29 protein-coding genes, 2 rRNA genes and 1 pseudogene (1 of these 32 running past the window's edge) are annotated in these 24,662 nt (G+C 32.5%); 10 read left to right on the forward strand and 22 right to left on the reverse strand.

Translation table 11 applies throughout. The annotated features are described in order from the left end of the window. Positions 1-6: 6 nt before the first annotated feature. The 3 genes from HMPREF9943_RS09335 to HMPREF9943_RS09345 form a co-directional block, all read right to left on the reverse strand. On the reverse strand, positions 7-2,298 hold the full coding sequence (locus HMPREF9943_RS09335; RefSeq protein ID WP_004804355.1) for an ABC transporter permease: 2,292 nt from the start codon (positions 2,296-2,298) through the stop codon (positions 7-9). A gap of 1 nt (position 2,299) precedes the next feature. Next, the gene (locus tag HMPREF9943_RS09340) at positions 2,300-3,001 is read right to left on the reverse strand and encodes an ABC transporter ATP-binding protein (RefSeq protein ID WP_004804358.1); all 702 of its coding nucleotides are present in this window, start codon (positions 2,999-3,001) and stop codon (positions 2,300-2,302) included. A 201-nt stretch (positions 3,002-3,202) separates the two neighbouring features. Further along, the gene (locus tag HMPREF9943_RS09345; protein ID WP_004804359.1) at positions 3,203-4,006 is read right to left on the reverse strand and encodes a Cof-type HAD-IIB family hydrolase; all 804 of its coding nucleotides are present in this window, start codon (positions 4,004-4,006) and stop codon (positions 3,203-3,205) included. A gap of 154 nt (positions 4,007-4,160) precedes the next feature. Here HMPREF9943_RS09345 and HMPREF9943_RS09350 point away from each other — a divergent pair, with 154 nt between their 5' ends. Continuing rightward, positions 4,161-4,934: a Cof-type HAD-IIB family hydrolase gene (locus tag HMPREF9943_RS09350; RefSeq protein WP_004804362.1), complete on the forward strand. Its 774-nt coding sequence runs from the start codon at positions 4,161-4,163 to the stop codon at positions 4,932-4,934. 327 nt (positions 4,935-5,261) lie between these two features. Here HMPREF9943_RS09350 and HMPREF9943_RS09355 read toward each other — a convergent pair whose 3' ends face one another. From HMPREF9943_RS09355 to HMPREF9943_RS09375, 7 genes and pseudogenes are all read right to left on the reverse strand, one after another. Further along, positions 5,262-5,837 carry a hypothetical protein gene (locus HMPREF9943_RS09355; protein WP_004804364.1) on the reverse strand — a complete coding sequence of 192 codons (576 nt, stop codon included), beginning with the start codon at positions 5,835-5,837 and terminating at the stop codon, positions 5,262-5,264. Then, positions 5,837-6,304: a hypothetical protein gene (locus HMPREF9943_RS09360; protein ID WP_004804367.1), complete on the reverse strand. Its 468-nt coding sequence runs from the start codon at positions 6,302-6,304 to the stop codon at positions 5,837-5,839. Before HMPREF9943_RS09360 ends, HMPREF9943_RS09355 begins: the two co-directional genes overlap by 1 nt. Positions 6,305-6,367: 63 nt before the next feature. Next, a complete protein-coding gene (locus tag HMPREF9943_RS09365; protein WP_004804369.1) occupies positions 6,368-7,402 on the reverse strand; it encodes a hypothetical protein in 1,035 nt (344 codons plus the stop codon). A 70-nt stretch (positions 7,403-7,472) separates the two neighbouring features. Further along, entirely contained in the window at positions 7,473-7,769 is a 297-nt protein-coding gene (locus HMPREF9943_RS10445) for a M20/M25/M40 family metallo-hydrolase (protein ID WP_004804370.1), read from the reverse strand. Between the two features lie 147 nt (positions 7,770-7,916). Further along, complete coding sequence (locus HMPREF9943_RS10450; protein WP_004804373.1) at positions 7,917-8,372, reverse strand: M20/M25/M40 family metallo-hydrolase; 456 nt, start codon at positions 8,370-8,372, stop codon at positions 7,917-7,919. A 54-nt stretch (positions 8,373-8,426) separates the two neighbouring features. Then, on the reverse strand, positions 8,427-8,567 hold the full coding sequence (locus HMPREF9943_RS10455) for a hypothetical protein (protein WP_004804376.1): 141 nt from the start codon (positions 8,565-8,567) through the stop codon (positions 8,427-8,429). Between the two features lies 1 nt (position 8,568). Next, positions 8,569-8,934: pseudogene (locus HMPREF9943_RS09375) on the reverse strand (isoaspartyl peptidase/L-asparaginase); the annotation flags it as partial. 43 nt (positions 8,935-8,977) lie between these two features. On the opposite strand from HMPREF9943_RS09375, the gene HMPREF9943_RS10510 reads away from it, so the two are divergent. The 3 genes from HMPREF9943_RS10510 to HMPREF9943_RS09385 all read left to right on the forward strand — a co-directional run bounded on the left by HMPREF9943_RS10510 (position 8,978) and on the right by HMPREF9943_RS09385 (position 10,924). Beyond that, positions 8,978-9,343 carry a MobA/MobL family protein gene (locus HMPREF9943_RS10510; RefSeq protein WP_482156158.1) on the forward strand — a complete coding sequence of 122 codons (366 nt, stop codon included), beginning with the start codon at positions 8,978-8,980 and terminating at the stop codon, positions 9,341-9,343. Then, a complete protein-coding gene (locus HMPREF9943_RS10515; protein WP_004804379.1) occupies positions 9,303-10,034 on the forward strand; it encodes a hypothetical protein in 732 nt (243 codons plus the stop codon). The genes HMPREF9943_RS10510 and HMPREF9943_RS10515 overlap by 41 nt, the downstream gene beginning before the upstream one ends. A gap of 71 nt (positions 10,035-10,105) precedes the next feature. Then, entirely contained in the window at positions 10,106-10,924 is an 819-nt protein-coding gene (locus tag HMPREF9943_RS09385; protein ID WP_004804380.1) for a class I SAM-dependent methyltransferase, read from the forward strand. A gap of 108 nt (positions 10,925-11,032) precedes the next feature. Here HMPREF9943_RS09385 and HMPREF9943_RS09980 read toward each other — a convergent pair whose 3' ends face one another. Together HMPREF9943_RS09980 and HMPREF9943_RS09390 are read right to left on the reverse strand one after the other, a co-directional pair. Further along, a complete protein-coding gene (locus HMPREF9943_RS09980; RefSeq protein WP_081602256.1) occupies positions 11,033-11,194 on the reverse strand; it encodes a PRD domain-containing protein in 162 nt (53 codons plus the stop codon). 17 nt (positions 11,195-11,211) lie between these two features. Next, positions 11,212-12,087 (reverse strand): BglG family transcription antiterminator, encoded by an 876-nt coding sequence (locus HMPREF9943_RS09390; RefSeq protein WP_004804383.1) that lies wholly within the window; start codon positions 12,085-12,087, stop codon positions 11,212-11,214. A gap of 146 nt (positions 12,088-12,233) precedes the next feature. Here HMPREF9943_RS09390 and HMPREF9943_RS09395 point away from each other — a divergent pair, with 146 nt between their 5' ends. Beyond that, positions 12,234-12,617: a rhodanese-like domain-containing protein gene (locus HMPREF9943_RS09395; RefSeq protein ID WP_004804385.1), complete on the forward strand. Its 384-nt coding sequence runs from the start codon at positions 12,234-12,236 to the stop codon at positions 12,615-12,617. A 32-nt stretch (positions 12,618-12,649) separates the two neighbouring features. On the opposite strand, the gene ychF is transcribed toward HMPREF9943_RS09395, so the two are convergent. Beyond that, the gene (ychF, locus tag HMPREF9943_RS09400) at positions 12,650-13,750 is read right to left on the reverse strand and encodes a redox-regulated ATPase YchF (RefSeq protein ID WP_004804386.1); all 1,101 of its coding nucleotides are present in this window, start codon (positions 13,748-13,750) and stop codon (positions 12,650-12,652) included. A gap of 95 nt (positions 13,751-13,845) precedes the next feature. Here ychF and HMPREF9943_RS09405 point away from each other — a divergent pair, with 95 nt between their 5' ends. After that, a complete protein-coding gene (locus HMPREF9943_RS09405) occupies positions 13,846-14,319 on the forward strand; it encodes a phosphatase PAP2 family protein (RefSeq protein ID WP_004804389.1) in 474 nt (157 codons plus the stop codon). Between the two features lie 10 nt (positions 14,320-14,329). Here HMPREF9943_RS09405 and HMPREF9943_RS09410 read toward each other — a convergent pair whose 3' ends face one another. Further along, positions 14,330-14,518, reverse strand: a complete 189-nt coding sequence (locus HMPREF9943_RS09410) for a DUF951 domain-containing protein (protein WP_004804392.1) — start codon at positions 14,516-14,518, stop codon at positions 14,330-14,332. Then, complete coding sequence (folD, locus tag HMPREF9943_RS09415; protein WP_004804393.1) at positions 14,508-15,359, reverse strand: bifunctional methylenetetrahydrofolate dehydrogenase/methenyltetrahydrofolate cyclohydrolase FolD; 852 nt, start codon at positions 15,357-15,359, stop codon at positions 14,508-14,510. Before folD ends, HMPREF9943_RS09410 begins: the two co-directional genes overlap by 11 nt. Before the next feature lie 150 nt (positions 15,360-15,509). Here folD and HMPREF9943_RS09420 point away from each other — a divergent pair, with 150 nt between their 5' ends. The 3 genes from HMPREF9943_RS09420 (at position 15,510) to HMPREF9943_RS09430 (ending at position 18,042) form a co-directional block, all read left to right on the forward strand. Next, positions 15,510-15,938 (forward strand): MarR family winged helix-turn-helix transcriptional regulator, encoded by a 429-nt coding sequence (locus HMPREF9943_RS09420; protein WP_004804395.1) that lies wholly within the window; start codon positions 15,510-15,512, stop codon positions 15,936-15,938. 1 nt (position 15,939) lies between these two features. Continuing rightward, complete coding sequence (trxB, locus tag HMPREF9943_RS09425) at positions 15,940-16,842, forward strand: thioredoxin-disulfide reductase (RefSeq protein WP_004804397.1); 903 nt, start codon at positions 15,940-15,942, stop codon at positions 16,840-16,842. Between the two features lie 66 nt (positions 16,843-16,908). Next, on the forward strand, positions 16,909-18,042 hold the full coding sequence (locus HMPREF9943_RS09430; protein ID WP_004804400.1) for a PrsW family glutamic-type intramembrane protease: 1,134 nt from the start codon (positions 16,909-16,911) through the stop codon (positions 18,040-18,042). A gap of 124 nt (positions 18,043-18,166) precedes the next feature. Here HMPREF9943_RS09430 and HMPREF9943_RS09435 read toward each other — a convergent pair whose 3' ends face one another. The 5 genes from HMPREF9943_RS09435 to HMPREF9943_RS09455 form a co-directional block, all read right to left on the reverse strand. Continuing rightward, entirely contained in the window at positions 18,167-19,639 is a 1,473-nt protein-coding gene (locus HMPREF9943_RS09435; RefSeq protein WP_004804401.1) for a family 1 glycosylhydrolase, read from the reverse strand. Between the two features lie 93 nt (positions 19,640-19,732). Then, complete coding sequence (locus HMPREF9943_RS09440) at positions 19,733-20,626, reverse strand: ParB/RepB/Spo0J family partition protein (protein ID WP_004804404.1); 894 nt, start codon at positions 20,624-20,626, stop codon at positions 19,733-19,735. Then, positions 20,616-21,386 (reverse strand): ParA family protein, encoded by a 771-nt coding sequence (locus HMPREF9943_RS09445; RefSeq protein WP_004804405.1) that lies wholly within the window; start codon positions 21,384-21,386, stop codon positions 20,616-20,618. The genes HMPREF9943_RS09440 and HMPREF9943_RS09445 overlap by 11 nt, the downstream gene beginning before the upstream one ends. Before the next feature lie 39 nt (positions 21,387-21,425). Beyond that, the gene (locus tag HMPREF9943_RS09450; protein ID WP_004804407.1) at positions 21,426-22,283 is read right to left on the reverse strand and encodes a phosphatidylserine decarboxylase; all 858 of its coding nucleotides are present in this window, start codon (positions 22,281-22,283) and stop codon (positions 21,426-21,428) included. Then, a complete protein-coding gene (locus tag HMPREF9943_RS09455; protein ID WP_004804409.1) occupies positions 22,283-22,921 on the reverse strand; it encodes a CDP-alcohol phosphatidyltransferase family protein in 639 nt (212 codons plus the stop codon). The genes HMPREF9943_RS09450 and HMPREF9943_RS09455 overlap by 1 nt, the downstream gene beginning before the upstream one ends. A 106-nt stretch (positions 22,922-23,027) precedes the next feature. Here HMPREF9943_RS09455 and HMPREF9943_RS09460 point away from each other — a divergent pair, with 106 nt between their 5' ends. Continuing rightward, entirely contained in the window at positions 23,028-23,513 is a 486-nt protein-coding gene (locus tag HMPREF9943_RS09460) for a dUTP diphosphatase (RefSeq protein WP_004804410.1), read from the forward strand. A gap of 91 nt (positions 23,514-23,604) precedes the next feature. On the opposite strand, the gene rrf is transcribed toward HMPREF9943_RS09460, so the two are convergent. Next, positions 23,605-23,714: ribosomal RNA gene (gene rrf / locus HMPREF9943_RS09465) — 5S ribosomal RNA — on the reverse strand. Between the two features lie 56 nt (positions 23,715-23,770). Next, positions 23,771-24,662 (reverse strand): 23S ribosomal RNA (locus tag HMPREF9943_RS09470) (it continues 2,011 nt past the right edge of the window).

Genomic DNA, 24,662 nt, shown 5'->3' on the forward strand with positions numbered 1-24,662 from the left:
ATACACTTATTCTATAATCTTTAAAGCTTGAGCCATTTCAATACGTTTAATCTTAATAAATTCATAAATGAGAACTATTAAATAAGTAGCACTGCCATAAATAAACATTCTTATGAAAACACTATTAGAAATATAAAATGTGATCCAGCCGGACATTGTCCGCTTAAACGCCGCAATTATGAAAGGCTTAATACCGACATATGCCAAAGGTATAGTAAGAACAAGGAATAATAGAACCATTAGAGAAGTCGCTATTATATACAATCCGGATATCTCAAGATCATCATATCCTAATACTTTAATAATCGAAATCGCATGACTGCTTTTTTCAATAATAAGCTTTGACAGGAGATAAATAAGTATAACATATAATATCACTACCATAATACTATATATATTCACTAATGAACCCAAAGAGTGCTCTAATTGTACAGATATTTTTGTGAGTGTATCCAGATCAATAACCGTACCGATATATTCATCTTTAATATCCTTGATAGCACTATTAGAAAAATATGCATTATAAAAGCTATTATCTAATCCCAATTTCTCATTTAAAGCTTTCTGATTCATAAAAATACAGACTGCTCCTGTATAATTATAAATACGCGTCACTGTAAAACGATATGATTTTGTATTATAAGGTTCATTAAGAATAATACTATCTCCTTTTTTTAAATTATATTTCTCGGCATAGGAACGGCTAATAGCTATATCATTCTTTCCTATAGATATAAAACGGCTATTCTCTTTAACACCATAGACATTAATGTCCTCTATTTTACTGCCATCGCTTCCTGTTGTTTTTAATGAATAAATCATAAATTTTTCAGCATCTTTATTATGAGTAGATGTTTCATATTGAAAGATATTTAAATGAATATATGAACTAATCATATCATCATTATTTGTGACTGAATAAGGAAGCTTTAAAATATACTGATATTTAGAGATCATATTATCTTTAATCTCTTGTTGATAATTATCTATCATACTAGACATTCCTAGTGCAAATAACAAGAGAATATTAGCAAATAAAATACCTACAAACATAACTGTATAATTAGAAATATTATTGAAAATAATACGTAATCTAAAACGATCAAAAAATGGTATTTTATCAGATAATCTTAATGTTCTTTTCTTATGTTTTCTTTTCAAATCATTTCTAATAAATTTAAGCGGTGATAACGATAATTTATAAGATAATATAAAAAGATTAATAATCATCATCAGACAGATAGGCAATATTGTTGTAAAAAGAAATGCTTCTACATTCCATATTGTCTGATAAGAAGGTAATGAATAACTCTGATAATATAGGCCGGCCATCAAATCTTTAAAAAGGCTATAACCTAAGATATTCCCTATTAACGCTGATATCAGAGTTATCACAACAGGTAATGTCAGATAATGTATAATAAGTTCTTTTTTAGTATATCCGGATGCCATTAATGTTCCAATAACCATTGCTTCCCGATCAATAGTATGAGAAATAGTAACCGCAAAAACAAATGCAATAATTACCAGTAAGATTCCAAGCAGTATTTCTATTGATGCTTTATCTCTGCCGAAATCTTCTCCGGTAAAGTTAATAGCCTGATTAAGATATCTTGGTACATACTCTTTAAGTGTAACTATCTTATTAATCGAACTCATAAGCGACTCAGATACTTCTTTTTCATTACTAGGCTTTTTATGATATGTCCATGCATATTCATAGTTTAATTTCTTTTGATTGCTTATAAATGTTTCTTTTGAAACTATTCCTACTCCAAACTTAATAGAATCAAACATAGAATCTGAATTATTTTCAAATAATGCACTATAATCACTTAAAGCTACTAATCCTACTACCTTATAATGTGACAATGAATCTCCCAGTTTAATCTTATTATTCTCGGCATAAAGTCTGTCAATAGCGATTTCATTCTTATTTTTAGGAAAAGTGCCTTTCATTAGGCAGGCTTTATTCACTTCATTTCTTGTCTGATAGATTCTTATTTTTGCCTTATTACTGAATTCTTCTTCATAAAAGTTTTGCTCATATAAATGAACATGATGTTTTTCTATATTTATTTTCTGTCTTTGTGTAAGCGGAGATGAAATAATAAAATGTCCATCTTCTATATGATATTTTTCAAATGATTCATTATAAGCTTTAATCATACTATTATCAGCTACCAGGAATCCTGATACAAGACCTATAGTACTGATAAGTAAAGCTCCGATCACAAAATATTTGAATACTTCTTCTTTTAATTGTCTCGGTAATCTTTTTAATAAAGGATTTCTCATATTACCACTCCAATTCGTCTACTGATTTTTTTGTTTTATTATAGTAAGAATCTTTAACATTCCCATCATGTAATAAAATAACATGATCAGCCATATATTTAATAGAGTCATTATGAGTCACCATAAGAATTGTAGTATGATATGTTTCATTTAGTGACTGGATCAGTTTTAATATCTCTTTTGAAGTTGTATAATCTAAAGCACCTGTAGGTTCATCACACAGTAACAGTCCCGGATTTTTAACAACAGCCCTGCCAATAGCCGTTCTTTGTTGCTGTCCTCCGGATACCTGATTAGGCAGCTTATTCTTATGTGCTTCTAATCCAAGTACCTTTAGTAATTCTTTCATATCAAGAGGTTTCTTAGTTAAATAAGCACCTACCTCAATATTCTCCTTGATAGTCAAATTATTAATGAGATTATATTGCTGAAAAATAAATCCTAAGTTTTTTCGTCTATACTGTGCTAATTCTTTCTTATTTAATGTTTTTCGATAAATGCCATCAATGCAGATGCTTCCTGATGTCATATCATCAATACCGCCAATAATATTAAGTAGAGTTGACTTCCCACACCCGCTGGGACCAAGTAAAACACAAAATTCACCTTTTTCAATATTAAGGTTAATACCCTTTAAAACTTCAACAAGATTATCTCCCACCTGATAATTCTTTTTAAGATCTTTTACTTCCATATATGACATATAAATCCCTCTTTTCAAGTTAGTATTTACTAACTAGATTATGCTCTCTTTATTATTATAAGTCAACTAAGAGAATAAAAATAGATAGTCCGATATGTACTATAAATTATCGTAAAAACAATTAATTTTACCAGTTCCTAATTATAAATAGATTGATAAAGCTCATACTCTAATATATACCAAAAAAGAATAACATAATCGTTATTCTTCTTCCAATAGTCTTTCAACCGTCTGTAATACTCCACTATCATCATTTGAGGGAGCAATATATCTGGCAGCTGCTTTCGCCTGCTCCGATCCATTAGCCATAGCATAAGAATATTTAGCCAGTCTTAATAATTCGACATCATTTCCGCCATCACCAAATCCGGCTAAATCATCAGGTGATATATCCCATCTTTCTAAAAGATATTCTAAAGCACTTCCTTTATTGATCCCTTTCGCAATAATATCAATATTACCATGTCCGCTTGTTACGGCCCGCACCTTATCACCTAAAATAATATTAAGCTGTTCGCATATTTCCATTGTCTTTTCAATAGGAGTATTAAATGAAAACTTCATAAAATGATCATCCGGTAATATATCAAAAGAATCTACTTCTTTTAAACGGTAATAATAAATCGCAAAGTCATCCTTTGCTTCCTGAGATGCTTTCTTTAGAATATAAGCCGATTCTTCACCACATAGCACCAGCTCATCATCCAATTTTTCATTCTTTAAATAATCTAATACTTTTCTAACTAATTCATTATCTAATCTGACACTTCTAATGAATTGATCATTTTCTACAAAATAAGCTCCATTTTCTCCTACAAAAGTAATCTGATCTTCTAATCCTTTAAAGAAAGATTTTATCTGATAATACTGATTACCGGATATGATAACCAGCTTTACTCCTTTCTTTCTCATTTTCTCAAATACTGCTTTAAATTGTTCTCTATTATAATCATTATGAGAATTTAAAAAAGTCCCATCCATATCTGTTGCTACTACTTTAATCATAATTATTCCTCCTGTTCTCAGTCTATAAGAAAAGCAATACTCATGTAAAGATTTTTTCATATTTTGAATTCTTTCATTTTATTAAGCAGATAAGCAAAAAGAAACTCTTTATCTTATTAGGGATATTTAATATAATGAAGCAAGAGGTGAAACTATGATTCCTAAAATAATATTTTTTGATATTGACGGTACTTTAAAAAGCTTTAGCAAAAAAACTATAGCTCCGATTATTATTGATACATTAAATAAACTGAAAAAAAAGGATATTAAGATCTTTATTTCAACCGGCAGACCGCCCTTTATGATTCCCCATTTTGAAGGAATAGAATTTGATGGGTATATATGTTTTAACGGTTCATACTGCTATGATAATCAGCAGGTGCTGTTCAAGCATCCTATTAACAAAAGTGATATTAAACAGGTTATATCTAACGGAAAGAAAATGGGCCTTCCTATTATGCTTTCAGGAGCTAAACGTTTTGGCGCTAATTTCTATAATAAAAACTTATCTGATTATGTCAAAATATCTAAAGATGTTGATATTGTGATCGATGATTATGATGATTTGCTTGAAGAAGATATTTTTCAAATGATGGCAGGAGGGAGAGAAGAAATAGATCTTCCTCTATTAGAAAATACTAAAACTTTAAAAATAGTCAGATGGTGGGATAGAGCTAATGATATTATTTCTAAAGAATGTGGCAAGTCCCAAGGAATTAAAGGAATTCTTGATATTTATCATTTTAATCGTGAAGAAACCATGGCCTTCGGTGATGGTGGGAATGATCTGGATATGCTGGAATATGCAGGTGTCGGTATAGCCATGGGTAATGCGATGGATCATGTTAAACAGGCTGCCGATTATGTCACTGATGATGTGGATCATGACGGCATCTATACTGCTTTAAAGCATTTTCATATTATTTAAAGATCGGTGAAACTGCTATTATATATACGTAATAATCATTAAAAAATTACATTAAAGTAAATGAAAATAAAAAAGATAAGCAGACAGGATGTTTCCTCTCTACTTATCTTTTTATATGCGTCATTTCAGCGACTCTTAATCCTGAAAGAAGCAGTATACCAAATAATATTTTATTCAAAATATATTATTAATAGTCATACTCCTAGTATTCAAGAAAAATAATATAAATTATATGATCAATCTTGCCTGTTATAAGCTTAGTAAGTCTTTTATGAAATTGCTTCATAAAATTGATAATTAAAAAGCCGTCATATAACTGCTTTAAAACTATAATAAATCATTATGAATAAGAACACCCATATAAGTTCCTTTTTTAAATAATGAATTACTAACTCCCCAGGCAATAGCTGAACAAGCTAAAGATCCTGCTTTTTTTGTTTTAATGCTTCTGGCATCTAAAATAATACCTGAAGGAAATAATTCACCATTTAAATATTCATAGACGTCTTCCGCTTTGCCGGATTCTACTAATTTCATTAAATATTTTGCATTAGTATCCCACCATTCAGAAGGTTTACAGTCAGAGCCATGAACTCTCATCTCTCCTACTGAAAGCTTCTGTGAACAGATATCTCTAAGTCTTTCTAAAACATCTTCTTGGATAATACCATCCTTAATAGAATAAGCATAATAAGCACAAGCCACACCATCATCATCTGCTTCTTTAATAAGGTAGAGATTAGAAACACCTCTTTCTTTATACTTCTTCCACTTACTTGCTATTTTATTTAATTTAGAATTGTTGTAGCGAGTAGAATTACCGGTTTCTAAAGCTGCTTCCAGCTCTTTTAAATCAATATCTTTCTTTTCCCAATTATCAACAAAATTAATTCTTATATCCATTATAAATTATCCTCCTCATAATCTTCTTGCCAAGAAGCTAATGTATCATTATCAAAAACAAGTACTGTATTCTTATAATCCTCTACCACTAATTCACAACAGAAAGGACCTTTTTTCTTATAATAAGGTGATACTCCCGAACGAGCCTTTATGGAGAACTGTACCTGATAATAACCGGGTAAAAGCAACAGAGAAGGTATCATAATCTCATCAGAAAAAAAAGCATCATACCATTGTCTACCATCCATAGTTACTTTAACATCATAAAAATCACCATATCCATGATCAATACGTAGATAAACTTTAGATAAGATACCATCTTCTTTCATTATTTTAATTTGCTTAAATGATTTTTTCCTCTTTTTCTGGGAATAAATTAAATATATCATACTGATAAAAAAGAAGATAGTTAATATCAAAAAAACAATCCAAGGTTTATCGGCTATTATACTGATAACTTTTTTCACTAATATTCTCCTTTATTTCTATAGAATATATTCTATAGAAATATTTTATTAATGTCAATATGATTACCATTCCCATACTATATGTTGTGCCCTTACTTCATATTGATAAGGATCTCCATTTTTATGAAATTTTCCTTCAATTGTATATCTTTTCCATAATACATAACTATGTGTCTGCATTTGTAGACTAAAAGAATAATAGCCCATCTGTTCTCTGTAGTCTGCAGGCTTTAATGAAAAAACATCTATTATTTTATTGTTTTTAAAATCGGAATATTTTAATTTAAAAATATTTTTATTATTAATCTTAATTGCACTTAACTGTCTGCCGGTACCGGAAATATTATAATAGGTTATTACACAATCTTTAAGCTTATCGGAAGCTTTCCAAGTAGGAGTCAAACTAACCGTGCCATAAGACTGCCCATTACGAGTTAATTCAACTAATTCTCCATAATAGAGACGATTATCTTTATAATTAATAATCTTATCATCAGGTTTCTTGTTATAAAACTGAAAACCCTCCTTTAAAAGTTCTGAAGCTTTTGTAACACCAATAGTCAATCGGCTTTCTGCAATCTGAATTTCAACCGGCTTTACCGGAAATCCGGTTACAAACATAGTTCCTGTAAACATAAAAGATACAATAACAACCATAGTCATTATTACATGACTCGGAGCATAATTAAGATAGCCACCTGATATTTTTTTGACTACTCTTAAAATAAAAATACTTATTTTTAAAAGCTGTCCTAACATCAATAAAATAACTGTAAAAAGAAACTCTAACTTAAAACAAAAATATATTGCTGAAAAAACATAATATCCTCTTTGTCGCAATACAATAAATACAATACCGTTTATCAATAACATACTTAATAGAAAAATATGTACTTCCCTTAAAGCACAGTCATCTGCAATATTTACATAAGGATTCGCTTCTCTTCCTTTCAATATATCTCCAAGCTTACATATCCATAAAGGTAATTCCTGATTATTCTTCACCAAGCTTCTAAGTTTAAAATACATAAATATAGTCAATCCGATAAATATGAATATAATAAAATGAAAAAATAATACTGCTATAAAAAGTCCCATTATCAATCCCCTATTCTATCTGAGTATATTCAATATAATAAATACTAAAGAGATTTTCAATCCATTTTTTCTAATCTATTTCTTCCGATAATCGATAAAGATTTAAAGCATATATTTTAGCATTTGTAATAATATCTTCTATTCTCATCCACTCATTAGGATTGTGTCCTATTCCTTTCTGCCCCGGGAATGAAGGACCGAATGGTACAATATGAAGCATAATTTTTGCATAAGTCCCTCCTGTTGTAGTTACGGGAGTTCCATCATTTCCGGTAACATCCTCATAAGTTTCTTTCATAATAGTAACCATTTTACTATCTTTATTAAAATATACAGAATCATAATTAGATATAAGCTCAACAGCCAAGTTTATTTTTTCTTGTAATAAACTTATTATCTTATCAATAGTAATTCCTGAAGGATAGCTAACTGCTAATTCAAATATATTATTATCAAGCAGCTGGTAATTTCTTGTTTCTAGCTGACCAAACTTCTGACTATAATAATCTATACCTCATTTTATGCCGGTATGATCAGCATTTAAGATATATTTATTCATAAAATCAAATAAATCATGTGTAGAGGAAGCATGAAAATGAATCAAAGCTCTTCCTCTTTCAGCATAAACTACAGGATACTTACAATCCGGTGTGAATCCGGCAATAGGAGGTATTTCTTTTGTCAGATAATACTTAAGATCATTAAAAGCAGTTTCTTCATTGCAACCAAAAATAATACGTATTTCATGACGAGGTTTATATCCTAGTTCTTTTAAAGCATAAAGAGCGTAAAGACAACTTAAGATAGGTCCTTTATTATCTAATATTCCTCTGCTATAAATATATCCATTTTCTTCATAAGCACTAAATGGAGGATGCTTCCATCCTTCACCTACAGGCACAACATCCAGATGACCTATAGCACATATATAATCCTGACTATCCCTTTTTCCTAAACTGGCATAACCCATATAATAATCAATATTTTTTGTATAGAATCCTAAATGATCAGCTAATATTAATGTTCAATTCAGTGCTTCTTTAATATCTTTACCAAACATTTCCGGTGATAACTGTACGCTCGGTATTTGTACAATAGTCTTAATTCCTTCAATCATTTCCCTGGAAATCTGATCAACTTTATTAAAAATAACTGTATTATCCATGTTATTTAGCCTCCAAAGGTAGCATACGTGTTTTCATATACTCATCCATCCATTCTTTTGATGCTTCTTTAAAAAGACAATGATCATCCTAATACTCTACTAAGAATACGGTTAGTTTGAGCTTTTCTGTAGCAACTACAAAAGAGAATCCTTCAATATTTGTATCACATCTCCATTCTCCTTTATTATTAATAGCAATTAAAGACATATCTCCGGCTTTTCCCCTTCTTTTTATTAACTCATCATTAAACATGCTGACGGCCTGTTCACAAGCTTGCTGTGGTGATAAGCCTTCCTTCATTAAGCGAACAATTTCATAGGAGATACAGCCTTTCATCACATCTTCTCCAAGTCCTGTTGCGGCAGCTTCCTACCGTAGTGGCGAAAAGATAAAAAATGAATATGACGGAATAGTCCATGACTTTACAAGAAACGGTGGAATAGCCTATACCGAAATTCTATTACCACAAAATGCACCACAGGAATTTTCAGACAGAGGAACATTATGGAACAGTGTTGAGAAAATAGAAAAAAGTAAAAACTCACAGCTTGTAAAAGAATATGTAAAAGAAAATTTTGTAAGTGTCGATATTGCCCTACACGATAAAAATGAAGGAAATCCGCACGCCCATATCCTACTTACTATGCGACCGTTAAATGAAGACAAAACATGGGGAGCAAAATCAAAAAAAGAATATATCCTTAATAAAAACGGAGAAAAAGTAAAACTTAAAAATGGCAATTACAAAACAAGAAAAATCAATACAGTGGATTGAAATGAACAAGACAAGGCATAAAGCAAATACCAACCATTTACTTAGAAGTATCAGCAAGTCAAATGGAAAAGAAGAAAAAGCAGAAACTCAAAATACAAAGTCCACCTTTTCATCAAAAGAAAATCTATTATCAATCTTTGAAAATCTTATCCGCAAAAATGCAGATAACAATAATACAGACTTAGAAAAATATATTGAAAGCTATCAGCTTCTTAAAGAGAAAAATATTATTTCCGTATCTGAACTTAAAGAAAGTATAGTTACTTTAAGAGATAAAAATTACAAGACCACAAGAGCTATTAAAGATACCGAAAAGCAGATTGATGATAGAGTACAACTTATCGACCACGCCGAAAAATATTTGAAGCATAAAGACACCTATAAAGCCTATACCAAGCTAAAGAAAAATAAGCAAGATACTTTCTACAATGAACACACCGCAGAGATTATTTTGTTTGAAAGTGCCAAAAAATATTTGAAAGAACATTTAGGAGAAAGCAAGACCTTAAATGTATCCAAATGGAAATCGGAAGTTGCCACTTGGAAGAAAAAGAAAAATAGCCTATATAATCAAATATTAGATATACGAGAAGAAGTTAAGCAAGCTGAAAAGGTTAAGAACTGCATAGAGCAGTTACAGGAACATTCAAGGGAACTATCATATGTAAAACGGAGTGAGTTAGACCTATAAAACCAAGTGGGAAAATGGTATAATATTAGCTAATGAAAACAAAAAATAAAATTTGAAGGAGGCGTTTACATTTGGGGAAAATAGAAATGCAAGAGAAAATAAAACCTGTTTTGAACGGCACTGCAGAAACTATGCTTCAAAGTTTTTATGCACGTGCAGAGTATTCACAGAGAAAGAAGCATAAATTCTATGATGCAAAAGCAGTAGAACTTGTAAATAAGATTGATTATGACTTTTCAACTGCAGCAAAAGATCGTACCATGAGTAGTGGTGTAATCGCACGCACACTCGTCTTTGACGAACTGGTCAAAGAATTTATTGGGCGAAACCCGACTACTACAATAGTGAACATTGCCTGTGGACTGGACACAAGATTTTATCGTGTGGATAATGGTACTATCACTTGGTATAATCTGGATCTGCCTGATGTTATAAAGCTCAGAGATCAGATTTTTTTAGAAAGCGGGAGAGTTTCATCTATCAGTGCATCTGCTTTAGATCCAAATTGGTTCAAGGAAGTAAAAAACAGAGAGAATGTACTTTTTATTATAGAAGGACTGTCAATGTATCTCACTGCCGAAGAAAATGCCAAGATACTTTCTATCATTCATAAAAACTTTGACACCGCTACGGTCATAATGGAATGTATTGCAAAGATGTGGGTAAAACGAGAAGGGGTTGAAAAATCCATTCAGCAAACCGGAGCCAGATTCGTTTTCGGTGCAGACAGCTTTGATGATATAAAGAACATTGCTCAGGGGTTTCATAAGATTAAAGATGACAACATATTACGTGGTATGCGTGTTCTTATGCCTACATTAAAGCTAATCGACTGGCTTCCGATTGCGAAGAAGATTACGCAGAAGATTCTTGTTTTTAGTAAAGATTAAAGCAAACCACAGTTTGTATAACTAACAATTTAATAAAAACTAACACAGAACAGTAAACAGGTACTTGACAAAATGCTCTCTGACAAGCATTCACTGCCATATCAAAAATTAATGGATAGTTTTTTTAATTTCTTTTAAATATAGATTAGTAATCTTTACATGATTTTCCTGCCTGATAATCAATGAAGCAATATGTGTATTTAAGCCGTTAATGAGGTCATGATCATTAAAAAAGTCTATTTCAAACACCTGATTAATCTGTCTAATCATCTGATAAACGATTTTTTCTATTTCATCTTTATTCTGACAAGATAGAGTATTTCCTTTTTATTCTGACAAGATAGAGTATTTCCTTTTCCTCTTAATAGAGATGCAAACCATATTACTTCTGTTTCTACAAAAGGGATCTTAAGATTCATAGACACCTTTTGAAAAAAACATTCGCTGACTTTATATTCCTGATTATCTTCAAACATTTCATCACAGTTATGAGTAATAAATTCATGACTCATAATTCTCTCAATCGCAATACCTGCATGAAGCATGATCATTGTATAAATATCTTCTCTAACATAATAATGATATTTTTCACAGATCATATCAAAGAGTCTTGAAACTTCTAATATATCAAAATGTGTCCATAATTCAGCTATCATATTAAGATTCATAAAATGACCTTGAATCTCCCGGTTAAGAAGTCTTTTATATAATTGTCTTTTCTCTGCTTCATCATCTATAAGACTTAAATATTTTGCTGATTTTTTTAAAGATAAGGTCTTAAAATCAGAAATATTTCTTTTTATTTTCTGTATATCATTTTCAATAGAAAAACCGCTCACAAAAATCTTATCTTCTAAATTAATAAGATTTATATCATCATTTAATAATAATTCTTTAAGTATCCATTTACATCTTTCTTCTGATGTCTGAGGAATTAAAGCTTCACTCACAAGTCCTATTCTGCTGAATATTTTCTCATCTATACGATAACTATAACGTCTGCTGGCAATAATAAGAAGCTGATGATATTCTTCGTTAATCTTTAAGATATCTGTTCTTACAGTACGATCAGAAACATTTAACATCTCTGATAATCTTTTACCGGTTATCCAGTCATTATTATCTCGAAGTATATCAATAATATTTCTTTGTCTTTTATTCATGATTATCTCCTCTATATATTATATAATCATTAGTTTCCTATAGTAATTATAAAGACTTCCTATCAGTTAGGAAATAGAATCTTAAAAGCATCTCAAATGACTTAGAAATAAATAGTATGTATAATTAATAAAAAGGAGCTGATAAAATGAAAAGATTATTATTGATTATGTCTATTTTATTCTTTCTATTTGGTTGTACCGCTAATAAGACAAAAATAAATCAGATTACTCAGGAAGAAGCATACCATAAAATGAAAAAAGAAAATGTAATCATTCTGGATGTAAGAACTTCCGAGGAATATCAATCAGGATATATTAAAAACGCCATTAACATTAATGTAGATGACTTAGAAAAACTTGCTGAAAAACAAATACCTGATAAAAATAAAACCATCTTGGTTTACTGCCGAAGCGGTAATCGCAGCAAGCGTGCTGCAATAATACTGATGAATTTAGGATATAAAAATGTTTATGATTTTGGCGGTATCAATACTTGGACATATGGCATTGAAAATTATAAAGGGGATTGAACAATTTTGGTCAATCCCCTTTATCTAATATCTTAAACATTGAATTTGAAGAACATAATGTCGCCATCCTGTCCTTGATATGTTTTCCCTTCCTGTCTAATCTTACCGGCTTCTCTTAAAGCATTTTCACTCTTATAAATCATCATATCGTCATATGAATAAGTCTCTGCTCTAATAAAGCCTCTTTCAAAATCAGTGTGAATAATACCCGCCATCTGTGGAGCTGTCATACCATCCTTAAAAGTCCATGCTCTGCATTCATCAGGTCCTACAGTAAAGAATGTTTTTAAATTTAATAAATGATAAGTTTCTTTAATCAACTTATCCAAGCCACTTTCTTTAATTCCTAAATCATCCATAAATATAGCTTTATCATCTTCACCAAGTCCCGCTAATTCACTTTCTATCTTAGCACAGATAGGTACAACATCAGCATTCTCTTTATGTGCATATTCCACAAGCTGCAAATAGTAGGGATTATTATCAGGATTTTCAATATCTTCTTCCCCCATGTTTGCTACATAAATAATAGGTTTCATAGTTAAAAGATTGTATTGTTTTACATACACCCATTCCTCTTTAGAAAAAGATAGTGTTCTTGCCGGCAAGCCTTTTTCTAATGTTTCCTTAATAGGTGTTAAAACTTCCATTTCTTCCTTAGCTTCTTTTTCACCGGACTTTGCTTTTCTTTCTAGCTTTGATATCCTTTTTTCTACTGTTTCTATATCTGCAAAGACAAGCTCTAAATGAATTGTCTCAACATCTCTTATAGGATCTACTGAACCATCCACATGAGTAATATCTTTATCTCTAAAACATCTGACAACTTCACATATTGCATCCGTTTCCCTAATATTTGCCAGAAACTTATTTCCTAATCCTTCTCCTCTGCTGGCTCCTTTAACTAAGCCGGCAATATCAGTAAACTCAAACGTTGTATAAATCGTTTTCTTAGGCTGGAATAAAGTCCTTAAATCATCTAATCTGTGATCGGGAACTTCAACCACACCGACATTTGGATTAATTGTTGCAAAAGGATAATTCGCTGCTTCTACCTGTGAATTTGTGATTGCATTAAATAGTGTAGACTTTCCTACATTTGGTAATCCCACAATACCTGCTGTTAATGCCATAATATTTGTTCACTCCTTTATATCTCTCACATTTTATCAACTTCATATTCAAAATGCAATATTCATTATGTTATACTACTAAAAAGGAGAAAAAAATGAATGATATCTATCTAAAACTTAATATTTATCTTCATAATCATCATACTTATAAAAAGATTATATCTTTTTTAGAGAAATATCTGACTGCTCTCTTTATTTTTATTTATCCTTGTATGATTATATATTTAATAAAAATAAAGAGTCCACTGCTGCTCATAACTCTTATTAAACCTTTATCAGGATTAATCACTGTAAAATGTATGAGAAAAGTTTTCAACAGACCTAGACCATTTGAAATTTTACCTTTAACTCCTGCAGTATTTCATAATCCCGGAGAATCTTTTCCTTCTAATCATACATTCAGCGGAGCAATCATTTCTTTGATGTGTCTGCCTCTTTCTTTACCTCTTTCGATAATTTTATTCTTAATGACTATCCTTATTGGAATAACTCGTATATTGTGCGGCTTACATTATATAAGTGATATTATTGCTGCATTCATTATTGCTTTTATTATTTATCTTATTTAAAAACAGAAAGCTAGGCTTCCTGTTTCTTTACTTTCTTCAATCTTTTTTCAAAATCACGTCTGGAAAACATAACAATAGCTCCACATCCCAGACATTTAACCTTAATATCAGCACCCATTCTAATAATTTCCCATTCCATAGATTTCTTACATGGATGCGGTTTTTTCATCTCAATAATATCATGTAAATTATATTCCATATGACCTCCTATGATAAGCCAGCAATGTATTTGTCATCAGCATTGCGATTGTCATTGGGCCTACTCCGCCGGGAACAGGAGTGATCGCATAAGCTTTTTCCGCCATATCCTGATAATTGCAGTCTCCGCACAGTTTTCCGTTTTCATCTCTATTTATACCCACATCTAAGACTACGGCACCCTCCTTGATATATGACTGATCAAAAAATTTAGCTTTACCGACTGCGGTTATCAATACATCCGCTCTTTGTGTAATCTCTTTTAGATGAGTCGTATAACTATGTGCAATAGTTACTGTTGCATTCTTATGAAGCATTAATAAAGAAACAGGTTTCCCAACAATATTACTTCTTCCCACAACTACCACTTCTTTACCACCCGGATTATATCCTATCTCATCCAGCATAACCATCATTCCATGTGGTGTACAAGGAATAAACCCTTCTTCATTTAAGAATAATTTTGCAACATTAATAGGATGAAATCCATCCACATCTTTATCCGGATTAATAGAACGAATAATGATCTCTTCATCAATATGAGCAGGTAAAGGTAACTGTACCAGTATACCATCAACATGAACATCTTTATTAAGCTTTTCTATAATACTTAATAATTCATCTTGTGTACAATTATTTTCTTTTCTGATCACTTGTGAAGCTATTCCAATATATTCACAGGCTTTGACTTTATTTCTAACATAGACTTCACTTGCCTGATCATGACCGACTAAAACAACAGCTAATAATGGTACTCTCTTTTTTTGTTGTTTAAGTTCATTTATTTGTATTTTTAATTGATCTTTTATCTTTTGAGATATTTCTTTTCCATTAATAATCATATAATCACCTTCATTTCTAACATTATATATGTTTTTAATGAAAACTCAACCAATGAATATATAAACAGTTATATCACCATATTAATTGTGGTCAATTTAATTGACATACTTTTGTTTAACATGATATTATATGGCTAAGAGGAGGTTACTATGAGTTATGATTGTTTAAAATTGGAGAATCAGTTATGTTTTCCCTTATATGCCTCAAGTCATTATATTACAAAAAAATATAAACCTTATTTAGATGAACTTGATCTGACTTATACTCAATATATAACGATGATGGTTTTATGGGAAAGAAATACTGTTAATGTAAAGGAATTAGGACATTGCTTATTCCTTGATTCCGGTACTCTTACTCCTTTGTTAAAGAGGTTGGAGTCAAAGGGATTGGTCTTAAGAGAAAGATCTGCTGATGATGAAAGAATTGTAAATGTGAGTATTACACAAAAAGGAAGAGATTTAGAATTAAAAGCAAAAGATATTCCTAATAAAATAGGAATCTGTGTAAAACTCAATGATCAGGAAGCGCATCAGTTATATACATTACTATATAAAATACTTAATGGAGGAGAATAGGATGACAGATATTGTAATTATTGGAGCCGGTCCGGCCGGATTAACAGCTGCTTTATATGCAACAAGAGCAGGTGCAAAAGTTAAAATTATTGAATCCGGAGCACCGGGAGGAAAATTAAATTCTACTGCTGATATTGAAAACTATCCCGGGATTAAAAAGAAAATGGGTCCTGAACTTGCCTATGAAATGTATGAACATGCATTAAATTTCGGAGCTGAACTTGAAATGACAGAAGTAACCGGTATTAGAGATTTTGGTCATCATAAGATAGTAGTGACTACAAATGGTGAAATTGAAACTAAGAATATCATTATTGCAACCGGTACAAAAGAAAGACTAATGAATATTCCGGGAGAAAAGGAATACACCGGTAAAGGCGTTTCTTACTGTGCTGTATGTGATGGTCCTTTCTTTAAAGGAAAAGAAACCGCAATTATTGGCGGAGGTAATTCAGCTATTGAGGAAGCTGTTTATTTAGCCGGTTTTGTTTCTAAGGTACATATTATTGTAAGAAGAGATGTTTTTAGAGCTGATAAATATATTATTGATAAAGCTAAGTCTATGAATAATATTGTTTTCCATACTTTAAAAAAACCTTTAGAGGTTATTGGTGATGGTCATAAAGTAACAGGATTAAAGCTTACTGACTCTAAAACAAATGAAGAATCATTATTAGAAGTAAGTGGTATTTTCCCATTTATCGGCTTAGATCCTATGACCGGCTTTGCAAGTAATTTAGATATTACTGATGAAAAAGGCTATATTGAAGTTGATGAACATATGCAAACTAAAATAAAAGGAATTTTTGCGGTTGGTGATGTTACAAATAAACAATTAAGACAAATTGTTACAGCAGCTAATGATGGAGCTATAGCCGGTCAATATATTGCATCAAATCTTTAAAAAAAGCATTTATGCTTTTTTTTTTCTTAAAATTTATTATAATAGGCAAAAGGGGGAATGATTAATATGTTATGTCCAAATTGTGGTAAACCCAATGATGATAGAAATCAATTCTGTATTTATTGCGGTAAATCACTTGCTATGAAATATAATCAGAATTCTTCACTGGCTTCTGATTTAGGTAAAGAAACTTCTAAATTAGTTGATGACTTTACCAGTACTGTTGATAAAATGACCGGAGGAACAGGTTTTGTAAAAATCAATTATAAGGATTTCTTTTCAAATGTTTTTGTTCATCATTCAAGAGAAGAATCAGAGACTTTACTTTCAGTCGGTACAGCACATACCACACCTAGTCCACAGTATATTTTAAGAGACTGGCCAAAACCTTGGCTGTATTCTCGTATTTTTCTTATTTTAGCTATTACTACTATTTTGTTGTTTTTGATGTACAATATGTTTGGTAATACTAATCTACTTCCGGGATTAATGTTTGTTGGTGCAGCTATTTTTCCACTAACTGTCTTAATTTTCTTATTTGAAGCAAATACACCTAGAAATGTTAGTTTTGCTACTATCATCTATTTGTTTTTTATTGGCGGAGTCACATCATTATTTTTAACACTTATTCTTAATGCTATTTTTCCAGCTAGTAATGATACCTTTGGTGCTATTGTAACTGCTATTGTTGAAGAAACAGCTAAGTTTATTATTGTTGGTGCACTTATTCAAAATGGTAAAGGACGCTATAAATATATCCTTAACGGAATATTGATCGGTGCTGCTGTAGGAGCAGGCTTTGCAGTCTTTGAATCAGCCGGATATATCTTTAGATATTCTATTAATTCTCGTTTTGATCCTTCTACAATGTTAAGAATGATTTTCTTATCTAGAGGAATCTATACTATTGGCGGTCATGTTGTCTGGGCTTCTATTGAAGGAGCAGGTATTATGATTGCTTTGAATAAAAGTCCTTTTGATTGGGGTGTTCTTGCCAGTGGAAAATTCCTATCACTTGCAATATGGTCCATTGGATTACATGCAGTATGGGATATGAATTTCTGGTTTATATTTAGCGGTATTTCTTTTAAAATTGTATTACTTATTATTATTGGATGGATTGTTCTTGCTATTTGTATCAATAGAGGTGTTGCTGAGATTAACACCATGCATTATAATCAATCGCAGCAGATTTATTAAAGATAGTTTTGTTGGACAAAATTTAAAAATTAGTTAATTACTATTATAAAGGACTGATTCCTGTATTTTACAGGAGTCAGTCCTTTAATCAATGTCCAAGAAACCGGGTTTACTTCTTTTTAAGCTATTCGTTTTCAAATAAACACCTGCCATTTGTTTCAATAATATGTTTATACCAGTTAAATGACTTCTTTTTATATCTTCTATAACTTCCCTGTCCTAAATCATCAGCATCTACATAGATAAATCCATATCTTTTTGACATCTGTTTTGTTGACTCAGAAACAAGGTCTATACATCCCCAAGATGTATATCCCATCAAATCTACTCCATCTTCTACAATAGCGTTATACATTTCCTTAAAATGGGCTTCAAAATAGTCTATACGATACTGATCATCTACGGTTCCATTGACCAGCTCATCAACTGCTCCTAATCCATTTTCCACAATAAATAAAGGCTTTCTATAACGATCATATAAGTCTACTAATGAAATTCTCAATCCAATAGGATCAATCTGCCATCCCCAATCTGATGAAGGAATATAAGGATTCTTAATCGCAATATTTGTATTAGCAGCTGTCTTTTTTAAACCTTGATCATCAGCTGCAACACAACTTGATGAATAGTATGAGAATGATACAAAATCTACCGGATATTCTTTCATCACTCTTAAATCTTCTTCTGTCATTTTTATATTTAAGCCTTCATTTTTAAATTTAGCAAGCAGATAAGCCGGATACTCACCAAATACTTGTGTATCACTATAACAATATGTAGATCTCATATCCTGCTGTGCTTTTAACACATCTTTTGGCTTACATGTATATGGATAATATGTAAGTTTTGTCAGCATACAGCCTACTTTAGCATCCGGTATAGACTCATGTATTATTTTTGTTGCAAGTGCAGAAGCAACAAACTGATGGTGCATAGCCTGAAAAATAACTTCTGTAAAATTCTTCCCGGGGAATCGGTCTTCAATTAAAGCGCCGGTCGTATAAGGATGCCTAATCATTGAGTCTACTTCATTAAATGTTAACCAGTACTTAACTTTATGCTGATATCTATCTACAATTACTTTTACATATCTTACAAACATATCAATAACTTCTCTTGAATACCATCCATCATAGTTGAGTAAAAGATTAATTGGCGGTTCATAATGGGAAATAGTTACTAAAGGTTCAATATGATATTTAGCACATTCATCAAAAACAGCATCATAGAATCTTAATCCTTCTTCATTTGGCTGTAAATCATCTCCATTAGGAAATATTCTAGACCAGGCAATAGATAATCTAAAAACCTTAAATCCCATTTCTCCTAATAATGCTATATCTTCTTTATAGTGGTAATAAAAATTACTTCCATGTCTTTTTGGATAATAAACTTCATCATCTGTTTTTAAAGCTTCTTCAATATCTTTTGTGGTCACTTCATTTTGCTTCTTATAGTCTTGAACATCTACATCCAAATGACTTCTTGCACAGTCTGATACTGAGATTCCTTTACCTCCTTCTTTCCATCCACCTTCAAATTGGTTGGCAGCCGTTGCTCCTCCCCATAAAAATCCTTTTGGAAATTCTTTTTTCATATACTTCACTCCTCTTTTTCTCTATTATAATTAATCTTTTATTTTTATATTATTTATTTCTAAAAAAGAAAAAACAGGAATACAATATCCTGTCTAAATTTCTTCTATAACTCCCATAAGTTCTAATATTCTATTAAGGTCTTTTATATCAGTATACTTAATTGTAATTGTTTTATTCTGAATTTTTACTTTTGTTCCATATTTCTTTCTAATAAGAGTCTCAGCATAATTATAAGGGCTCTCTTGAGTTTCTTTAGACTTATTCTTTTTTGACAAAGAAAGTTTAATACCCTTAACAATATCTTCTACCTGCCTAACAGAGAGTTTTTCATCAACAGCCTTTTTTGCTGTCTGTAATGCCTTATCCTCCGGTAAGCCGATAAGTGGTCTTATATGTCCCATAGATAAAATACCATCCAGAATATATTTCTGAAGAGTCTTGGAAATATTTAATAATCTCAATGTATTAGTAACATGAGTACGAGATTTTCCTACTCTCTGAGCCAACTCTTCCTGTGTCAGATGTAGTTTATCCATCATTGCCTGATAACCCTGTGCTTCTTCGATCGCATTTAAATCTTCTCTTTGTATATTCTCTAACAATGCTATTTCCATCATCTGGTCATCAGTAAAATCAACAATAATTGATGGAATATCTTCTAAACCGGCTATTTTAGCTGCTCTCCATCTTCTTTCTCCGGCAACAATATCATAGCCATGAATAGACTTCTTTAATAAGATTGGCTGAAAAACACCATGTTCTTTGATAGATTGAGCAAGTTCATTTAATTTTTCCTCATCAAAATATTTTCTTGGTTGATAAGGGTTTGTACGAATATCCTTCAATAATATTTTTGTTTGCGTTAATTCAGGAGCATTCTTTTCAATCGCATCAATCATAGAAACCAAATCCGATGCACTGTTACCATCATTAAAAATCGCATTCAATCCTTTGCCTAATCCCGATTTTTTCTTTTTATTTGGCATTTCTCTTCACCACCTCTTTTGCTAATTTACCATAAGCGACAGCTCCGGGTGATTTTGAATCATAATCAAAAATACATAATCCTTCACTTGGTGCTTCTGACAACTTAATATTTCTAGGAATGATTGTTTCATAGACTTTTTCTTTAAAATATTTTCTAACTTCCTGAGTTACTTCAATTCCTAAATTTGTACGTGAATCAAGCATTGTGAGTAGGACACCTTCTATTGTCAAATGCTTATTAAAGATACTTTGTGTCAATAAAATAGTATTTAATAGCTGCGTCAATCCTTCTAAAGCATAGTATTCACATTGTACAGGAATCAAAACTGAATCAGCTGCACTCAATGCATTTGTATTTAATAATCCTAATGCCGGCGGGCAATCTATAATAATATAATCATAATTATTCTTAACTTCTTTTAAGGCTGTCTTCAATCTTTGTTCTCGTCCTTTGGGAACTGAAGACAACTGTAATTCAATCCCCGCTAAATCTATGCTTGCAGGTACAACATCTAAATGTGCTACAGCACTTTTAATAATTACATTTTTAATCAAGGCATCCTGCATTAATAAGTCATATGATGTTTTATCTAAAGAACTGCGATCAATACCTATTCCCTGAGTCGCATTTGACTGAGGATCCATATCTACAAGCAGGACTTTCTTTTTCATATAAGCAAGTGCTGCACATAAATTCACACTTGTTGTTGTCTTACCAACTCCACCTTTTTGATTCGTAATGGCTATAATTTTCCCCATAATATTCCTCCTGCTTATCTAAAAGCAGTTAAATAATAACTACTTTAATATACCAATTCTTTCTCCCAGCAGTACTTTTGTTTCATTATATTCTGCTGAATTATTTATAATATCCTGATCAATATCTACAATGTCTTTTATAAAAAGAACGACTGTGCTTCCACCAAATTCAAAATAGCCTTTCTCTTCACCTCGGCTAAACTCTTTTTTATGATGATTAGTAATTTTACCAACCATCAATGCCCCTACCTCCATCATTATGACATCATCAAAATGTTTTGTATGTAATAATGTATAAGTACGGCTATTTGTTTTATAAATAGGATAATAATCATTTGCGATTGGATTAACTGTATGAAAATATCCCGGTATGTGAACTTCTTTTTCTGATGTACCATCATCAAAAAAATGATAACGGTGATAGTCATCAACAGTAAGTCTAAAAATCAAAGCATACCCGTTCTGATACCTCGAAGCCAATGTAGGTGACATCAAAAGATCTTCTAAAGAATAAACTGTATTCTTAATTTTTAATCTTACATTCTGATCTATTTTAAAGCACGATAATTTACTATCACAAGGAGCAATCAAAACATTAGATGCCTGATTAATCTCTCTTTCTCCATCTTTAATCTTTCTGATAAAAAATTCATTAAAGCTTGCATAATCTTCTTTCAAATATTGACTCATATCAATATCATTTGATTGAATGAATGACTTTATTCTTTTCGCAGATAAAGCAGAATTCATATATAGACCACCTATATAACTAACAAAGGGATGAATAAGACATTGAACAAAACTTCTTCCCAATTTATGTGAATAAAGCTTTTCTAACAGCCGATCCTGATTTTCATTATATTCAAATAATGAACCATCTCTTAAATAAATAGCCATTATCCATTCATCCTTACATAACCGGCTGCTACCATAATCGCAAGAATAATAGCACCACAGCCAATTAAAGCTAAAATTCCTTTTAACCCGGGTTTAATAACTTTAATATCAGAGACAAACAGTATGCCTACTACCCCTAATCCTAAAAAATAAATAGACTGGACAATATGGATACTTAAAAAAGCTGTCAGACAATAAATCATAGGAAATATTAAAGATGAACTGGTAACCGGAAGTCCCTGATAATATTTTCTTTTTTCCGTTGTCTGCTGCTGTCTGGTATCTTCCATAACATTAAAATAGCCTAATCTGATAACCGCTCCCAAAACATAAATAGTAAAAAAGATAAGACATGGTAAATCCGTAAATCCCATAGAATAGGCTATTAAAGCAGGAAATACACCAAAACTCACTAAATCCACTAATGAATCTATTTGTATTCCAAATTTCTTTTCTTCTAATGTTCGATCCTTCTTACTTCTTGCAACAATTCCATCAAATGAATCAAAAAAACCACATAACATCAAACAAAATAATGCATATACATAATTATGTGAAAAGGCAAAATGTGTACCTACTAATGCACTTAATAAACTACAATATGTAAGAATAACAGTATAATTGTAATAACCGATCATATAATTATTCTCCTTTAACAATTTTTAATATTATATCATGATTGTGATAATTTTTATAGTCTCTCTTTATCGAATAAGTTATAATTAAAAAAGAGGAGATAAAAATATGATAAAAAAAGCAAAATTTTATAAAGTCAGTTTTAAAGAATTCAGCAAAAGCTGTGATAATAAGGAAATATATGATGCTATTAAACTTCCTAAGCGTGCCACAAAAGGATCAGCCGGCTATGATTTCTATGCTCCCTATTCTTTTGTGCTGGCTCCCGGAGAAACTGTTACTATTCCTACAGGTATAAGAGTAAAAATGAATCCTTCCTGGGTTCTTACTATTTTTCCTAGATCCGGATTAGGATTTAAATATAGACTTCAGCTTAATAACACCGTAGGCATTATAGACAGTGATTATTTCTATTCAGATAATGAAGGGCATATGTTTATAAAACTTACAAATGACTCAAAAGAAAATAAAACTCTTTCAATCAATCAAGGTGAAGGATTTGCCCAAGGAATTTTCTTTACATATGGTATCACTGAAGATGACAGCACTTCAGAAACAAGAAATGGCGGATTTGGTTCAACCAGCAAGAAATGAATATAGTAATCCGGAGGAACTCCTTTAGAGTTCTTTTTTTATTGGAATTGATATGAAATTATACAAAAAAAGAGGGGGATGCCCTCTCTCTGCCCGGCAGCGTGCTCCTTTCGCCCTCTCGGACTATCTTCGCCGCTGTGATGCTTAACTTCCGTGTTCGGTATGGGCAACGGGTGTGTCCATCACGCCTTCACCACCGGATCTCCCGACGGTCCCTCAAAACCGGATTCCATACTTCTCGCTCTCTGACTCTCTCTCCGGTCAGGTCCTCGGCCTATTAGTGCCGGTCCGCTCAGCACGTCACCGTGCTTGCACTCCCGGTCTATCCACCTCGTCGTCTTCAAGGGGCCTTACCCTTTCGGTGGGAGGTCTCATCTCGGAGGGGGCTTCGCACTTAGATGCCTTCAGCGCTTATCCCTTCCGGACTTGGCTACCCAGCTGTGCCGCTGGCGCGACAACTGGTCCACCATCGGTCCGTCCGCCCCGGTCCTCTCGTACTGGGGACAGCTCTCCTCAGACCTCCTGCGCCCACGACAGATAGGGACCGAACTGTCTCACGACGTTCTGAACCCAGCTCGCGTACCGCTTTAATGGGCGAACAGCCCAACCCTTGGAACCGACTTCAGCTCCAGGATGCGATGAGCCGACATCGAGGTGCCAAACCTCCCCGTCGATGTGAACTCTTGGGGGAGATCAGCCTGTTATCCCCAGGGTAGCTTTTATCCGTTGAGCGACGGCCCTTCCATTCGGCACCGCCGGATCACTAAGCCCGACTTTCGTCCCTGCTCGACCTGTCTGTCTCGCAGTCAGACACCCTTATGCCTTTGCACTCGCTGCATGGTTTCCATCCATGCTGAGGGTATCTTTGGGCGCCTCCGTTACTCTTTAGGAGGCGACCGCCCCAGTCAAACTGCCCGGCTGGCACTGTCCCGTCGCCCGTCTCCGGCGTCCGGTTAGAGCCTAGATGCGCCAAGGGCGGTATCCCAACGTCGGCTCCCCCTGCGCTTGCGCGCCGGGTTCTCTGCCTCCCGCCTATCCTGTACATCACGCACCCAGGTCCAATGCCAACCTGCAGTGAAGCTCCATGGGGTCTTTCCGTCTAGTCGCGGGCAGCCTGCATCTTCACAGGCACTAAGACTTCACCGAGTC

This window comes from Eggerthia catenaformis OT 569 = DSM 20559 (assembly GCF_000340375.1).
In the GTDB taxonomy this organism is placed as follows: Bacteria; Bacillota_I; Bacilli_A; order Erysipelotrichales; family Coprobacillaceae; genus Eggerthia; species Eggerthia catenaformis.

What these genes read in the sequence shown, in the direction of transcription:
- HMPREF9943_RS09350 (WP_004804362.1), top strand. Translation starts at nt 4,161, where the DNA reads ATGATTCCTAAAATAATATTTTTTGATATTGACGGTACTTTAAAAAGC.
- ychF (WP_004804386.1), bottom strand. Translation starts at nt 13,750, where the DNA reads ATGGCATTAACAGCAGGTATTGTGGGATTACCAAATGTAGGAAAGTCT.
- HMPREF9943_RS09410 (WP_004804392.1), bottom strand. Translation starts at nt 14,518, where the DNA reads ATGGAATATAATTTACATGATATTATTGAGATGAAAAAACCGCATCCA.
- HMPREF9943_RS09450 (WP_004804407.1), bottom strand. Translation starts at nt 22,283, where the DNA reads ATGGCTATTTATTTAAGAGATGGTTCATTATTTGAATATAATGAAAAT.
- HMPREF9943_RS09390 (WP_004804383.1), bottom strand. Translation starts at nt 12,087, where the DNA reads ATGAATAAAAGACAAAGAAATATTATTGATATACTTCGAGATAATAAT.
- HMPREF9943_RS09345 (WP_004804359.1), bottom strand. Translation starts at nt 4,006, where the DNA reads ATGATTAAAGTAGTAGCAACAGATATGGATGGGACTTTTTTAAATTCT.
- HMPREF9943_RS09405 (WP_004804389.1), top strand. Translation starts at nt 13,846, where the DNA reads ATGAATGATATCTATCTAAAACTTAATATTTATCTTCATAATCATCAT.
- HMPREF9943_RS09340 (WP_004804358.1), bottom strand. Translation starts at nt 3,001, where the DNA reads ATGTCATATATGGAAGTAAAAGATCTTAAAAAGAATTATCAGGTGGGA.
- HMPREF9943_RS09460 (WP_004804410.1), top strand. Translation starts at nt 23,028, where the DNA reads ATGATAAAAAAAGCAAAATTTTATAAAGTCAGTTTTAAAGAATTCAGC.
- HMPREF9943_RS09395 (WP_004804385.1), top strand. Translation starts at nt 12,234, where the DNA reads ATGAAAAGATTATTATTGATTATGTCTATTTTATTCTTTCTATTTGGT.
- HMPREF9943_RS09445 (WP_004804405.1), bottom strand. Translation starts at nt 21,386, where the DNA reads ATGGGGAAAATTATAGCCATTACGAATCAAAAAGGTGGAGTTGGTAAG.
- HMPREF9943_RS09435 (WP_004804401.1), bottom strand. Translation starts at nt 19,639, where the DNA reads ATGAAAAAAGAATTTCCAAAAGGATTTTTATGGGGAGGAGCAACGGCT.
- HMPREF9943_RS09355 (WP_004804364.1), bottom strand. Translation starts at nt 5,837, where the DNA reads ATGGATATAAGAATTAATTTTGTTGATAATTGGGAAAAGAAAGATATT.
- trxB (WP_004804397.1), top strand. Translation starts at nt 15,940, where the DNA reads ATGACAGATATTGTAATTATTGGAGCCGGTCCGGCCGGATTAACAGCT.
- HMPREF9943_RS09365 (WP_004804369.1), bottom strand. Translation starts at nt 7,402, where the DNA reads ATGGGACTTTTTATAGCAGTATTATTTTTTCATTTTATTATATTCATA.
- HMPREF9943_RS10455 (WP_004804376.1), bottom strand. Translation starts at nt 8,567, where the DNA reads ATGGATAATACAGTTATTTTTAATAAAGTTGATCAGATTTCCAGGGAA.
- HMPREF9943_RS09440 (WP_004804404.1), bottom strand. Translation starts at nt 20,626, where the DNA reads ATGCCAAATAAAAAGAAAAAATCGGGATTAGGCAAAGGATTGAATGCG.
- HMPREF9943_RS09980 (WP_081602256.1), bottom strand. Translation starts at nt 11,194, where the DNA reads ATGATTAGACAGATTAATCAGGTGTTTGAAATAGACTTTTTTAATGAT.
- HMPREF9943_RS09335 (WP_004804355.1), bottom strand. Translation starts at nt 2,298, where the DNA reads ATGAGAAATCCTTTATTAAAAAGATTACCGAGACAATTAAAAGAAGAA.
- folD (WP_004804393.1), bottom strand. Translation starts at nt 15,359, where the DNA reads ATGATTATTAATGGAAAAGAAATATCTCAAAAGATAAAAGATCAATTA.
- HMPREF9943_RS10515 (WP_004804379.1), top strand. Translation starts at nt 9,303, where the DNA reads ATGGCAATTACAAAACAAGAAAAATCAATACAGTGGATTGAAATGAAC.
- HMPREF9943_RS09420 (WP_004804395.1), top strand. Translation starts at nt 15,510, where the DNA reads ATGAGTTATGATTGTTTAAAATTGGAGAATCAGTTATGTTTTCCCTTA.
- HMPREF9943_RS09430 (WP_004804400.1), top strand. Translation starts at nt 16,909, where the DNA reads ATGTTATGTCCAAATTGTGGTAAACCCAATGATGATAGAAATCAATTC.
- HMPREF9943_RS09455 (WP_004804409.1), bottom strand. Translation starts at nt 22,921, where the DNA reads ATGATCGGTTATTACAATTATACTGTTATTCTTACATATTGTAGTTTA.
- HMPREF9943_RS10450 (WP_004804373.1), bottom strand. Translation starts at nt 8,372, where the DNA reads ATGGGTTATGCCAGTTTAGGAAAAAGGGATAGTCAGGATTATATATGT.